Below are 13,519 nucleotides of genomic sequence, written 5' to 3' on the forward strand. Positions count from 1 at the left end.
ATGCGGTGACAGCGAGTGTGGACGCTGCAGGGGAGGGGCGGTGCGGGGAGGTGCTCGTGCGGTGGAGAGCGGGAGGAGGAGGCGGCTGGGGAGGGAGGTCGTGCCGCCCGGACCGTGCCGCCCGGGTGGAGGGACGCGGGTCGATCCGCCCGGGGTCAGTGCCGCTCGATGCCCAGCCCCGCGAGGAGCTCGGCCCGGTGCTCGGCGAGCTCCGCCGAGCCGCGGTCGCGGGGCCGCGCGCCGGGGACGGTGACGATCCGCTGGATGCGCGAGACGCCTCCGGGCTCGTCGCGCCCGAGGAGCACGATGCGGTCGGCCAGCTGGAGGGCCTCGTCGACGTCGTGGGTGACGAGCAGGATCGTCGCCGGAGCCGCCGCGTGCACGTCGAGCAGCAGGTCCTGCATCCGCAGGCGGGTCAGCGCGTCGAGCGCCCCGAAGGGCTCGTCCAGGAGGAGCACGCCGGGGTTCCGGGCGAGGGCGCGGGCGAGGGAGGCGCGCTGGGCCATCCCCCCGGACACCTCGCGGGGCCGCGAGCGGGCGTGCGCGGTGAGGCCGACCAGCGAGAGCAGCTCGTCGACGGCGGCGCGGGCGGCCGTGCGCGGGGTGCCGCGCGGCAGTCCGAGCGCGACGTTGTCGGCGATGCTCCGCCAGGGCAGCAGCCGCGGCTCCTGGAACGCCACCGCGCAGCGCGGGTCGATGCCGGAGACGGGGGCGCCGTCGATGAGGACGGACCCCTCGGAGGCGGTGTCCAGGCCCGCCGCGATGCGCAGCAGCGTGGACTTGCCGCAGCCGCTCGGGCCGAGGATCGCGATGACCTCGCCCGCGGCGGCCTCGAGCGTCACATCCGTCAGCACGGGGGCCCCGGGCGCGAAGGTGCGGCCGACCCCCTCGAAGCGCACGGGGAACGCCGACTGGCCGAGCTCGGCGTCGAAGGCCAGGCTCGTGCGGGCGGCGGGGGTGGCGGGCATGTCTCTCCGGGCAGCGGGACGGACGGGCGGATCGTCCGATCGTACGGAGAGGCTCCCGGCGGCACAGCGGGGACCGACACGGGGAGTAACACAGGGGTGGGACGCGGAAGGCCTCCCCGGTCCGCGGACGGAGGAGGCCTTCCGCGGGAGGGTTACGCCTGGACGAGCACGAGCTCCTCGAGGGGCAGGCGGGTGCGCGGCGCGGTCTCGCGCTCGCGGAGGGTCTCGTTCGCCAGCGCGTCGGCGTCGGCCGCGACTCCCACCGCGGCGATCGTCACCGGGTCGAAGCGCTCGTCGACGCCGAACGCGGCGCGGACGGCGTCCTTGTCGAAGCCGGCCATCTGGTGCACGTGCAGTCCCTCGTGGTGCGCCTGCACGCTGAGGTGGGCGATCGACTGGCCGAGGTCGTAGACGGCCCAGGGGCGCGGCTTCCCCTCGGAGTCGACGGTCTCGGCGAGCGCGACGACCAGGACGGCGGCGGAGCCGGCCCAGGCGCCGTTGAAGCCGGCGAGCGTCGCGACGATGCGGTCGAACTCGTCGGTTCCGCGGCGGGCGACGATGAAGCGCCACGGCTGCGAGTTGCTGGCGGACGGGGACCAGCGCGCGGCCTCGAGGAGGGACGCGAGGGTCTCGTCGGAGACGGTCGCGGTCGCGTCGTAGGAGCGGGGGCTCCAGCGCTCCGCGAGGACGTCGAGGATCGGGGCGCTGGTGCTGGCGGTGCGGGAGGCGGTGGCGGACATCGCGGGGCTTCTTCCGTGCGGGGGACTGGGGGAGGGGCTCCGTCGCCCGTGGAGCCCAACCGTGCCCGCCCCGCGGGCATTCCCGCGCGCGCACGGCAGGCGCCCGCGCGCGCGTTCGCCCACGGAGGAGCGGGCCGCCTCCGAGCCCCGGAACGGTACGGTGGGAGACGGCGTGGTCACCCCGCGCACCACCATCCACGACTCTGGAGGATCATCCATGGCCCAGCACTTCGACGTCGTCGTCCTGGGGGCAGGCCCCGGCGGATACGTGGCCGCGATCCGCGCCGCCCAGCTCGGCAAGTCCGTCGCCGTCGTCGAGAAGCAGTACTGGGGCGGTGTCTGCCTCAACGTCGGCTGCATCCCGTCCAAGGCGCTGCTGCGCAACGCGGAGCTCGCCCACCTCTTCCACACCCAGGCGAAGCAGTTCGGCATCTCGGGCGACGTCTCGTTCGACTTCGGCGCGGCGTTCGACCGCAGCCGCTCGGTCGCGGACGGCCGCACCAAGGGCGTCCACTTCCTGATGAAGAAGAACAAGATCGCCGAGTTCGACGGCGTCGGCTCCTTCACCGGCCCGCAGGGCCTCGACGTGCAGCTGAGCAAGGGCGGCACGGAGTCGCTGACCTTCGACGACGCGATCATCGCGACCGGCGCGAGCGTCCGCCTCCTCCCCGGCGTCGAGCTCTCCGAGAACGTCGTCACCTACGAGACCCAGATCATGACCCGCGAGCTCCCCGACACGATGGCCATCGTGGGCGCGGGCGCGATCGGCATGGAGTTCGCCTACGTCCTCAAGAACTACGGCGTCGACGTGACGATCATCGAGTTCATGGACCGCGCCCTCCCCAACGAGGACCCGGACGTCTCCAAGGAGATCCAGAAGCAGTACAAGAAGCTCGGCGTCGAGATCCTGACCTCGACCAAGGTCGAGTCGGTCGTGGACAAGGACGGCTACGTCACGGTCACCTACACCGCGAAGGACGGCACGCAGTCGACCCTCGAGGTCGACAAGGTGCTCATGTCCATCGGCTGGGTCCCCCGCACCGAGGGCTTCGGCCTCGAGAAGACGGGTGTCGAGCTCACCGAGCGCGGCGCGATCGCGATCGACGACCACATGCGCACCAACGTGCCGCACATCTACGCCATCGGCGACGTCACCGCGAAGCTCCAGCTCGCGCACGTCGCGGAGGCGCAGGGCGTCGTCGCCGCCGAGACCCTCGCCGGTGCCGAGACCCAGACCCTGGGCGACTACCGGATGATGCCGCGCGCGACGTTCTGCCAGCCGCAGATCGCCTCCTTCGGCCTCACCGAGAAGCAGGCGACGGACGAGGGACACGAGATCACCGTCTCGACCTTCCCCTTCATGGCGAACGGCAAGGCCCACGGCCTCGGCGAGCCCACCGGCTTCGTGAAGCTCATCGCGAGCAAGAAGTACGGCGAACTCCTCGGCGCCCACATGATCGGCCCCGACGTCTCGGAGCTGCTCCCCGAGCTCACGCTCGCCCAGAAGTGGGACCTCACCGCGACCGAGCTGGCCCGCAACGTGCACACCCACCCGACGCTGTCGGAGGCGCTGCAGGAGGGCTTCCACGGCCTCAAGGGGCACATGATCAACATGTAGGGCTCGTCCCTCCACGGCCTCCGGCCCGCAGGATCCCGCTCGGCTCGTCCGCGGCGGATCCTGCGGGCCGGAGCCGTCTCCGGGGGCGTCCGCGGGGCTCCGGCGCCGCTCCCGCTACCGTGGCCCGATGGATCCGCGCCTGCTCGACCGCCTCGCCGCCGACGCCTGGCCCGCGCTCGTGCGGCGCCCCCTCGGCCCATGGGAGCTGCGCGCCTCCTCGGGGGTCACGAAGCGCGCGAACTCGGTGCTCGCGTCCGGCGACGTCGTCGACCAGGGGGCGGCCCTCGACGCGGCGGAGGCGTTCGCCCGCGAGCACGGGATCGCGCCCCTCGTGCAGATCGGACCGCCGAGCCCTGCCGGTCTGACCGGGTTGCTCGCCGAGCGGGGCGCCGCGCCGATCGACCGGACGCTCGTGCTGACGGGATCGGTGCAGGAGGCGCTCGCCGCCCTGCCCTCGACGTCGGGGTCCGCGCCGTCGGGATCCGCGCCGCAGCCTCGTGTCCGGCTCGCCCCGGCTCCCGACGAGGACTGGCTCGCCCTCTGGTGGTCGGTGGACGGTCGCGGGGGAGCGGAGGAGCGTGCGGTCGCCGAGCGCATCCTCGCGGGCTGCCCCTCCTCCTACGCTCTCGCCGTCGACGGCGACGGCCCGGCCGCGACCGGCCGCCTCGCGCTCGTCACGGCGCCGGACGGCGAGCTCTGGGGCGGCCTCTTCGCCCTGGCGACCCGGCCGGACGCCCGGCGCCGCGGGCTCGCCTCCGCCGTGATCCGCGCCCTCCTCGAGGACGCGTCCGGCCGGGGCGTCGCGCGCTTCTGGCTCCAGGTGCTCGCCGAGAACGCCGGCGCCCGCCGCCTCTACGCGTCCCTCGGCTGCCGCGAGTCGTCCTGGTACGAGTACTGGCGCTGACCCGCTCGCGAAGGAGGAGCGGGGTGCCCGGGTCAGGCGTTCGCGAGCACGGCGCGGGCGACGGCCTCGGCCTTCGCCGCGTCGCCGGTGACGGTCACGCGCCACCACACGTCGTCGGCCAGTGCGTCGATCTCGCAGACGCCCGCCGCGCAGCCGGTGAGGGCCTTCTCGCCGAAGCCGTCGAGCGGCTCGAGCGGGATCGCCAGGCCCGAGGTCAGCGAGAGGTTCCGCCAGCCGTCGTCGCCGTTCGGGAGCGCGTCGACCGTCACGCCCGAGTAGGCGGCGCTGGAGGCGTCGCTCCAGCTGCAGGAGGCGTACCCGGCCCGGGCGGCGGCAGCGGCCGACGCGGTGGTCGGCGTCCCGGTCCCCGTCCCCGCGGTCGCCTGCGCGAGACCGGCGGCACCGGACAGCTGCTCGGCCGTCAGGACCTCGGTGCAGACGGGCGCCGTCGCGGTGACCGGCTCGTCGAGGCTGCCGAGCGCGGCGGAGGCGGTGCCGGTCGCCAGCGCGGCGAGGTCGACCGCGGCCGGGGCGCCGCGCAGCTGCAGCGTCACCCAGGTGGCGCCGGCGAGCAGGTCCAGGTCGCAGCTGCCGTCGGTGCAGGAGCCGTAGGCCTCGACGCCGGTCTCGAGGCGCGGGCCCGGACGGCCGGCGAACGCCTCAGCGGCGTCGTCGACCGCCGCCGCGGTGATCGAGGCGTCCTCGTCGTACCAGGCGCAGCGGAGCACTCCGCCGTTCTCCTCCGCGGCCTCGCGGATCAGCTCGCCCGAGGAGCGCGTCGTCACCTCGCGGCTGCCCTCGAGAGCGCTGCGGGAGACCCCCAGCGCCGAGGCCGCCCGCGTGGCGGGGAGGAGGGAGTCGCAGCCCAGGCGGGTCGAGGCCGTGGCCGTGGGCGAGGGCGTCGGAGTCGCGGAGGGAATCGGAGCGGCGGTCTCGGACGCCGACGGGGTGGCCGCGACGTCCGAGCGCTCGGCCGTCGTGCAGCCCGTCAGCGCGACGAGAACGGCGAGCGCGGCGCCGACCGTCGCCAGGCGCGGGAGGCGGGCCCTCATGCGGCCAGCTCGCGCTCGATCGCGGCCGTGAACGCGTCGATGTCGTCCTCCGTCGTGTCGAAGGAGCAGACCCAGCGGACCTCGCCGGTCGCCGGGTTCCAGTCGTAGAAGCGGTAGGCGGTGCGGAGCCGGTCCGCGACTCCGGGCGGCAGCGTCGCGAACACCGCGTTGGCCTGGGTCTGCTGCGTGAACTCGAGCCCGGCGATCCGGCCGGCGGCGATCGCCTCCTCGAGCCCCGAGCGCAGGCGCGCCGCCATGGCGTTCGCGTGCCGGGCCGAGCGGAGCCACAGGGGCTCCTCCTCGCCGCCGTCGCCGAGCAGGGCGAGCAGCTGCGCCGAGATGAAGCGCATCTTGGAGGAGAGCTGCATGTTGGTCTTGCGGAGGAAGGTCAGCCCGGTCGAGGCCGCGGGGTCGAGCACGACGATCGCCTCGCCGAGCAGGATGCCGTTCTTGGTGCCGCCGAACGAGAGCACGTCGACGCCCGCGTCGGTCGTGAAGGAGACCAGGGGCAGGCCGAGGGCGGCCGCGGCGTTCGCGATGCGCGCCCCGTCCATGTGCAGCCGCATGCCGAGGCCGTGCGCGTGGTCGGCGAGCGCGCGCACCTCCTCGGGGGTGTAGACGGTGCCGAGCTCGGAGGACTGGGTGATCGAGACCACGAGCGGCTGGGCGCGGTGCTCGTCGCCGAAGCCCCACGCCTCCTGGTCGACCAGCGCCGGGGTCAGCTTGCCGTCGGGCGTGGGGACCGTGAGGATCTTGATCCCGCCGACCTTCTCGGGTGCTCCGCCCTCGTCGGAGGTGATGTGGGCGGTGCCCGCCGAGACGACGGCGCCCCACCGGGGCAGCATCGACTGCAGGCCGGTGACGTTGGCGCCCGTGCCGTTGAAGACGGGGAAGGCCTGGGCCTGCTCGCCGAACTCGCGGCGGAACGCCTCCTGCAGGCGCTCGGTGTAGACGTCCTCGCCGTAGGCGATCTGGTGCGCTCCGTTGGCCGCGGCGATCGCGGCGAGGACCTCGTCGTGCACTCCGGAGTAGTTGTCGGAGGCGAAGCCGCGGACGTCGGGATCGTGCAGAGCGCTCATCCCTCCATCTTCGCAGCCCGCCGGCCGGAGGAGCCCGGGAGGCGCCCGCCGAGACACCCCTCCTGCCTCCCGCATGTTTCGGGCAGGTGAACGGACGACGACCCGAAAGCCGATCTCCGTCAAGAAGTTGGTATCGGCTGGGAGGCAGGCCACTCTTGACGTATGCGCATGGACACGACGGGAGCTGTCCGCGACATGCCCGCCCCTCCCGGGGTGGACGAGATCGCGGCTCGCTTCGGCGATCCCGTCCTCGCGTTCGCGCCCCAGCCGAGGCTGGAGGAGTTCGCCGCGGCGCAGACGATGGCGCTCGGCCGCTTCGTCGAGATCTCGCTCTCGTACTCGTTCTACAAGAACCCGCGCAACCGCGCCGACCCCGTCAACCACGTCCCGCTGACCCCCGAGCAGAAGCGCGCGATCGAGCGCGCCGAGAACGACCACCTGCCGCCGTGGATGGTCGACCAGGTGACGCGGATGCGGTACCCGGTGCTCTGGGAGGCGGTCCGCACTTCCGTGCCGATCCCCGCCGAGCGCAGCCGGCCCCTGGAGTCCCGCCTCGCGGCTCACATGGGCGACGTGCTCCGCAACACCTTCCCGGGCCGCGTGCGCAGCCGCCGCGGCGGGATGCCGGTGGTCGCCGCCGCCCTCCGCGACGAGGACGTCGTGCGCGGCGTCCCGGTGATCGTGGACGGGGAGGCGCTGCGCGGCTACCGCGTGGACACCGATCCGGACGTGGTCGCGATCGGCGCCCGCGTCGACGGCCGCTACATGACGGTCGTGCTCGACCGGAAGATCGTGCCGGAGATCCGGATGGAGTTCGTCCGCCGCACCCCGCCGCGCCCGGCTTCGAGCCAGCCCCGGCGCTGACCGCCCCGGCCCACCGCTCAGGGGCGCCCCGGCACCGCGATCCCGTGCTCGTAGGCGAACACGACCGCCTGGATCCGGTCGCGCACGCCGAGCTTCATCAGGATCTTCGAGACGTGCGTCTTCACGGTCGCCTCGCCCACGAACAGCTCGGCCGCGATCTCGGCGTTCGACCAGCCCCGCGCCAGGTGCACGAGCACCTCCCGCTCGCGTTCCGTCAGGTCGGCCACTCCGGAGTGCTCGGCCGCGGCCGGCGTGTGCTCGGGCACGGACGCGAACCGCTCGATCACGCGCCGGGTGACGTCGGGGGCGAGCATCGCGTCGCCGCGGGCGACCACCTGCACGGCCTCGACCAGCTCCTCCGGCGACGCGTTCTTGAGCAGGAACCCGCTGGCGCCGGCCGAGAGCGCCTCGAAGAGGTAGTCGTCGCGGTCGAATGTGGTGAGGATGAGCACCCGCGAGCACAGGCGCGGGTCGGCCACGATCTCGCGGGTCGCGGCCAGGCCGTCGAGGCCGGGCATCTGCACGTCCATGCAGATCACGTCGGGGCGCAGCTCGGAGGCGCGCTGCAGGGCCTCGAGCCCCGTGCGGGCCTCGCCGACCACCTCGATCCCCGGCTCCGACTCGAGGATGATGCGGAAGCCCACGCGGACGAGCTCCTGGTCGTCGACGAGCAGCACGCGCACGTGCTCGGTCATGGGCGGCCCCCGCTCGCTCGCTCCTGACGCCCCCGCGACGTCTCCGACGACGGTACCGGGTCGTCGGCGTCCGGCACGCTCGCCCGGACGGGGGACAGCGGCACCCGGGCGTGCACGAGGTACCCTCCGCCCCTCGGCCCCATCTCGATCCAGCCGCCGACCGCGGCCGCGCGCTCGCTCATGCCGGTGTGCCCCAGTCCGCAGGAGGCGGGAGCGCTCGGGTGCGGGCCGGACCCGCCGTCGTCGGCGATCTCGAGCTCGACCGCGTCGGGGGCGTAGCGGAGGCGCACCTCGGCGTGCGCGCCGCGCCCCGCGTGCTTGCGGACGTTCGTGAGCGACTCCTGCGCGATGCGGTAGAGGCTGAGCCCCACCGTCGCGGGGATCTCGCGGGGCGTGCCGAGGGTGAGGAAGACGGTGGGCAGGCCCGACCCGCTGGACGCCGCGACCAGCTCCTCGAGCTGGGCCACCCCGCGGGTGGACGCGGCGTCGGTGAGCGGATTCGGGACCGCGTCCTCGGCGCGCAGCGCGACCAGGATGCGGTGCAGCTCCTCGATCGCCGAGCGCGCGTCGCCCTCGATGGCGCTGAGCGATGCCGCCGCCCGCTCCGGATCCCGCGCCAGCACCCGCCGCGCCGCTCCCGCCTGCACGCCCATCACGCTGACGTGGTGCGCGACCACGTCGTGCAGCTCGCGCGCGATCCGCAGCCGCTCGGAGGACACGGCCTGCCGGGAGGAGCGCTCCCGCTCGTCGTCGAGCTCTGCCGTGCGCGTCTCGAGCGCCTCCAGCCGGCGGGCCGACTGCCACGACGCCTCGCCGAAGACGTAGGCGCTGCCGAAGTAGAGCAGGTTCGACACGACCGCGAGGGCCGACTCCGCCGCGTAGGGCGAGAGCAGGCCGGGGGAGTCGTCGACCGGCACGGAGCTGCCGAAGTACTCGCCCGTGGCGAGGGTGGTGAGCAGCCAGCCCAGCATCCCGACCGCGATCGCCACTCGGACGACGAGCGCCGTGCGCCGGTTCCGGCCCCACGCGCCGACCGTGTAGAGCGCGAGGAACAGGCAGATCTGGCCGAAGAGCGACTCCGGCACCTGGAGCACGATCCCGAGCGCGTAGACGACGGAGAGCCCGGCCGCCACGCTCGCGGGGAACCGGCGGCGCAGCGCGAGGGGAAGGGTCATCAGGACGGCCCAGTGGGCGCTGACGACGGGGTGCGCCGCGTCCGGGAAGCCCGCCGAGGAGTACAGCGCGACGGAGACGATCGTCGCCACCAGCAGGATCCCCGCGGTGACCGCGTCGCGCACGTATCCGGCCCGGCTCGGCGCTCGCCGGATCCAGCCCGCGTCGAGCGGGTCCGCGGCTCCGTCACCTGAGGGCATGCGCCCCACGCTAACCGACGCCGGTCGGACGGGGCCCCGGGAGGCGGAGGAGCGCACCCCGCCGCCTCCCGGGCGCGACGTCAGTCCCGGCCGGTGATGCCCCGGGTCGAGGCGATGACGTCGCCCATCTTCTTCCCGAGGGCCTCGTAGAACATCGACAGCGGGAACTCGTCGTCCAGCACCGCGTCGGTGAGCCCGCGCGGGGCGCCGAGCAGCACCTCGTCCGGGAGCCCGCGGGCCCAGGCGGAGGCGGGGTGCGGAGTGAGAGTGGCCGCGATCAGCTCGTGCGCGGCCAGCCAGTGCGCCGTCTTCGGCCGGTCGATCGAGCGCCAGTAGAGCTCGTCTATCGCGTCCGAGAGGGCGACGACCACGTCGGCGACGCCGTCCCACTCGAACGCCAGCCGGGTGTCGGTCCAGTGCAGGACGCCGTGCTGGTGCAGCCAGGCGAAGAGCAGCTGGCCGCCGAGGCCGTCGTAGTTGCGCACCCGCGACCCGGTGAGCGGGAAGCGGAAGAGCCGGTCGAACAGGATCGCGTACTGCACGAAGCGCGAGCGCTCGGCCAGCGCCTCCTCCTCGTCGTCGCGGCGGTCCAGCGCGCCGAGGCGGCGCTCGATGGCGACGGCCTCGCGGAAGGCGGTGAGGTCGCACCGCAGCTCCTCCAGCGAGTAGAGGAAGAAGGGCATCCGCTGCTTGATCATGAACGGGTCGAACGGCAGGTCGCCGCGCATGTGGGTGCGGTCGTGGATGAGGTCCCACATCACGAAGGACTCCTCCGCCAGGCGCTGATCGGCCAGCAGGCGCTGCGCGTCCTCCGGGAGCTCGAGACGGGTGATCCGGGCCGCCTCCGTGACGACGCGGCGGAACCGGGCCGCCTCGCGGTCGGCGAAGATCGCGCCCCAGGTGAAGGACGGGACGGAGCGCATCGCGACCGTCTCGGGGAACAGCACGGCGCTGTCGGTGTCGTAGCCGGCGGTGAAGTCGACGAAGCGCACGGGCACGAAGAGGGCGTTGGAGTAGTCCCCCGCCTCCAGCTCGGCGACGAACCGCGGCCAGACGACCTCGACGAGGACGGCCTCGACGTGGCGGTCGCGGCTGCCGTTCTGGGTGTACATGGGGAAGACGACGAGGTGGCGGCGGCCGTCGACGCGCTCGAGCTGCGGCTGGAACGCGGTGAGCGAGTCGAGGAAGTCGGGCAGGCCGAGGCCGCCGGCGCTCCAGCGCTCGAGGTCGACGACCAGCGCGTCGAGGTACGCGGCGTCGTGCGGGAACGCGGGGGCGAGGGTGCGGACGCCGGCGACGATCCGCTCGACGAGGGTGCGCGCCTCCTCGAGCCGCTCGGGCTCGGCGAGCGAGCCGTCGTGTGACTGGAGCGGCTGCAGCGCGGCGGCGGCCGCCTTCAGGTCGAGCCAGGCGGCGGAGTCCTCCACGCGGTCCTCGACGACCTCGGGTTCTCCGACGACGGTGCTCTGCACGGCTTGCGACATGGTGATCCTCCTCACGCTGGTGATACGGGGCTGCAGGAGCGGAACGCGCTCCGACTCCGAGCGTATGGGCTCGTGCGCGCGCTTTTCTTGCGTCTCGACGGAGCGAAGCGGCGATCTAGCGGGGGCGGGCGCACGTCTCCGCCGCTCCTCGGAGGCCCCGCGGTCAGCGGTTGCCCAGGTGTTGTGCAGGTGCCACCCCCCGTCCGGGGCTAGATTCCTCACCGCTTCCGTTTCCCTCCCCTCATCGGGTCGAAGATGGGGCGACACCGTGTCCGCATCCCGAGTGCGGAGACATCCGATCGGACAGGCGCGCCGAACACCCTGGCGGCGCGCTCGATCGGCGAGCCATCCTGAGAGAGAGGATCGGAGCGCGTGACGGGACCCGAACCCGGAAGCGACCAGAGAACAGCCAGCATCGACCACCACCCCGAGAACCTCCGCCTGCTCCCCTGGCCGCAGGCGGACGCCTCCGTCCTGCGCGACACCCTCGCGCACGCGGGCGGCGGACTCGAGAGCGAGAGCGAGATCCTCGTGCGCCACGACCGCTACCTGCGCGGTTGGGCGGACGGCGACGCGTTCTTCTACGTGGTCGAGCTGGACGGACTCTCCGTCGGCTCCATCGGCTATTGGTACGGCTGCTCGCGCGGCGTCGTCGCCTACGAGGCGGCGTGGAGCATCGCTCCGCACGCCCGCGGCATCACAGCGGACTCCGTGCGGATGCTGCTCGAGGAGGCGGCGGCGTTCCCCGTGCCCCGCTTCGTGCACGCCTTCGTGGCGGAGAGCGACCTGGACGCCGGCGCGACCTGCGTCGAGGCCGGCTTCGACCGGATCGACCTCGTCGAGCAGGGCGAGCCGCCGGAGCTCTACGTGGACTGGGCGTTCGACCTGGCCGCCGTGGCCTGATCAGATCCCGTGGCGCTCCAGCCACGGCCGCAGCACCGCGAGGAACTCCTCCGGGTGCTCGAGGCCGGGCAGGTGCGCCGCGTCCTCGAGCACGTGCAGCTCGGCACCGCTCACCTCGGCGGCGAGGTGCTCGCAGACCGGCAGCGACTCCGAGAGGTCGTGCGCGCCCGCCACGACGAGGGTCGGCACGGCGATCTCCCCGAGCCGCTCGCCCGCCGGCCCGGAGGGCTCGATCGGGCGGGGGGCCTCCGCCTCGTGGCCGACGCCCGTGAGCGCGAGCTCCCGGACCCGCGCGAGGAACTCCGGAGCGACGTCGTCCGCGGAGCGGTCGGGACCCACGGCCCAGAGCTCCGCCTCGACGATCGCCGCGGCCTCCCGCTCGCCCGCGAGCTCCAGCGCCTCGACCTCCCCGAAGCGGCGCTCCTCCTCCGCCGTCAGCGCGGGGTAGTCGAAGCCCGCCAGGCCCGGGGCGATCACGACCAGGCCGGTCACCCGCTCCGGATGCTCGAGCGCCAGGTCGAGCGCGAGCGTTCCGCCCCGCGAGCAGCCGACGACCACCGCGCGCTCGACGCCGAGGTGGTCGAGCACGTCCAGGGCGTCCCGGCGCGGGTCGTACTCCACGTCCTCCGTGCTCGTTCCGCCCGCGCCGCGGACGTCGTAGCGGACCACCAGCCGGTCGCGGGAGAGGTCGGGGACGAGCGGGTCCCACATCCGCAGGTCGGCGATGCCCGCGTGCACGAGCAGCAGGGCGGGCGCGGAGGCGTGGCCGTCCGCCTCCCAGTGGAGGCTCGCGCCGGGGACCTCGAGATGCGGCATGCCGCACACCGTAGGCGCGTCGCGCCGGCGCTGCAACGCCCCGGCCACTGCCTAGGGTGGAGGCGCGACAGCGGACGGGCCGCGGCGGGGAGGCGGCGGCGTGGAGGGCGTGCTCACCGGCTTCTCGATCATCGGGGTCGTCATCGCGGTCGGCTACCTGATCGCGCGGTTCCGGATCGTCCCGCCCGAGAGCCGGCTGATCCTGTCGCGGATCGCCTTCTTCGTCACGACGCCGGCGCTGCTGTTCACCGTGCTGTCGCGGGCCGACGTCTCCGTCCTCTTCTCCTCGTTCCTGCTCGTCTCGCTCCTGACGGTGCTGACCGTCGCCCTGCTCTACGTGCTGGCCTCGCGGCTGCTCTTCCCCCGCCCACTGCCGGAGACGGTGATCGGGACCGCGGCCTCCTCCTACGTCAACGCCAACAACATCGGACTGCCGGTCGCCATCTACGTGCTGGGCGATCCGCAGTGGGTGGCGCCGACGCTCCTCCTGCAGCTGATCGTCCTCGCGCCGACGATCCTGACGCTGCTCGACGTCTCGACGAGCGGGCGGACCTCGGTCGGCGCGATCCTCATGCAGCCGCTGCGGAACCCGATGATCATCGCCTCCGCCCTCGGCCTCGTCGTCGCCCTCACCGGCGTGGAGCTCCCCGCGCCCGTGCTGCAGCCGTTCTCGATCATCGGCAACGCGTCGATCCCGCTGGTGCTGATCGCCTTCGGGATGTCGCTGCGCGGGCAGCGGCCGCTGGAGGCGGGGCCGGCGCGGGTCGAGGTGGTCGTCGCCTCCGTGCTCAAGTCGCTGGTGATGCCGGCGGTCGCGCTGCTGCTCGGGCGCTTCGCGTTCCACCTCGACTCCGAGCACCTCTTCGTGGTGACGGTGACCGCCGCGCTGCCGACCGCGCAGAACATCTTCACCTTCGCCTCGCGCTACGACCGGGGCGTCGCCGTCGCCCGCGACACGGCCCTCGTGACCACGGTCGCCGCGGTGCCCGTGCTCATCGGGGTGTCCCTCCTGCTGGGCTGAGC

Annotated in this window: 13 protein-coding genes; 5 read left to right on the forward strand and 8 right to left on the reverse strand. The window is 73.7% G+C overall.

The window, feature by feature from the left end:
• Positions 1–155 precede the first annotated feature (155 nt).
• Entirely contained in the window at positions 156–968 is an 813-nt protein-coding gene (locus C5C39_RS07350) for an ABC transporter ATP-binding protein (RefSeq protein ID WP_104353036.1), read from the reverse strand.
• A gap of 152 nt (positions 969–1,120) precedes the next feature.
• On the reverse strand, positions 1,121–1,708 hold the full coding sequence (locus C5C39_RS07355) for a nitroreductase family protein (protein WP_104239204.1): 588 nt from the start codon (positions 1,706–1,708) through the stop codon (positions 1,121–1,123).
• Between the two features lie 217 nt (positions 1,709–1,925).
• On the opposite strand from C5C39_RS07355, the gene lpdA reads away from it, so the two are divergent.
• Together lpdA and C5C39_RS07365 are read left to right on the forward strand one after the other, a co-directional pair.
• Complete coding sequence (gene lpdA, locus C5C39_RS07360) at positions 1,926–3,326, forward strand: dihydrolipoyl dehydrogenase (protein WP_104222818.1); 1,401 nt, start codon at positions 1,926–1,928, stop codon at positions 3,324–3,326.
• Positions 3,327–3,453: 127 nt separating this feature from the next.
• On the forward strand, positions 3,454–4,230 hold the full coding sequence (locus C5C39_RS07365) for a GNAT family N-acetyltransferase (RefSeq protein ID WP_104353037.1): 777 nt from the start codon (positions 3,454–3,456) through the stop codon (positions 4,228–4,230).
• 32 nt (positions 4,231–4,262) lie between these two features.
• Here the strand turns inward: C5C39_RS07365 and C5C39_RS07370 are convergent, their stop codons facing one another.
• Positions 4,263–5,282, reverse strand: a complete 1,020-nt coding sequence (locus C5C39_RS07370; RefSeq protein ID WP_104353038.1) for a hypothetical protein — start codon at positions 5,280–5,282, stop codon at positions 4,263–4,265.
• A complete protein-coding gene (locus C5C39_RS07375) occupies positions 5,279–6,361 on the reverse strand; it encodes a low specificity L-threonine aldolase (RefSeq protein WP_104353039.1) in 1,083 nt (360 codons plus the stop codon). Before C5C39_RS07375 ends, C5C39_RS07370 begins: the two co-directional genes overlap by 4 nt.
• Before the next feature lie 168 nt (positions 6,362–6,529).
• Here C5C39_RS07375 and C5C39_RS07380 point away from each other — a divergent pair, with 168 nt between their 5' ends.
• Positions 6,530–7,225 (forward strand): hypothetical protein, encoded by a 696-nt coding sequence (locus C5C39_RS07380; RefSeq protein WP_104239200.1) that lies wholly within the window; start codon positions 6,530–6,532, stop codon positions 7,223–7,225.
• Positions 7,226–7,242: 17 nt separating this feature from the next.
• Here the strand turns inward: C5C39_RS07380 and C5C39_RS07385 are convergent, their stop codons facing one another.
• From C5C39_RS07385 to C5C39_RS07395, 3 genes are all read right to left on the reverse strand, one after another.
• Entirely contained in the window at positions 7,243–7,920 is a 678-nt protein-coding gene (locus C5C39_RS07385) for a response regulator transcription factor (RefSeq protein ID WP_104348982.1), read from the reverse strand.
• Positions 7,917–9,293, reverse strand: a complete 1,377-nt coding sequence (locus tag C5C39_RS07390; protein ID WP_104260958.1) for a sensor histidine kinase — start codon at positions 9,291–9,293, stop codon at positions 7,917–7,919. The genes C5C39_RS07385 and C5C39_RS07390 overlap by 4 nt, the downstream gene beginning before the upstream one ends.
• Before the next feature lie 80 nt (positions 9,294–9,373).
• The gene (locus C5C39_RS07395; RefSeq protein WP_104353040.1) at positions 9,374–10,777 is read right to left on the reverse strand and encodes a DUF6421 family protein; all 1,404 of its coding nucleotides are present in this window, start codon (positions 10,775–10,777) and stop codon (positions 9,374–9,376) included.
• A gap of 372 nt (positions 10,778–11,149) precedes the next feature.
• Between C5C39_RS07395 and C5C39_RS07400 the strand changes: the two genes are divergently transcribed.
• The gene (locus tag C5C39_RS07400) at positions 11,150–11,680 is read left to right on the forward strand and encodes a hypothetical protein (protein ID WP_104260956.1); all 531 of its coding nucleotides are present in this window, start codon (positions 11,150–11,152) and stop codon (positions 11,678–11,680) included.
• Here C5C39_RS07400 and C5C39_RS07405 read toward each other — a convergent pair whose 3' ends face one another.
• Complete coding sequence (locus C5C39_RS07405) at positions 11,681–12,496, reverse strand: alpha/beta fold hydrolase (protein WP_104353041.1); 816 nt, start codon at positions 12,494–12,496, stop codon at positions 11,681–11,683.
• 100 nt (positions 12,497–12,596) lie between these two features.
• On the opposite strand from C5C39_RS07405, the gene C5C39_RS07410 reads away from it, so the two are divergent.
• Positions 12,597–13,517: an AEC family transporter gene (locus C5C39_RS07410; RefSeq protein ID WP_104353042.1), complete on the forward strand. Its 921-nt coding sequence runs from the start codon at positions 12,597–12,599 to the stop codon at positions 13,515–13,517.
• The last annotated feature ends 2 nt before the right edge of the window (positions 13,518–13,519 follow it).

Source organism: Rathayibacter sp. AY1F3, assembly GCF_002931975.1.
Lineage (GTDB): Bacteria > Actinomycetota > Actinomycetes > Actinomycetales > Microbacteriaceae > Rathayibacter.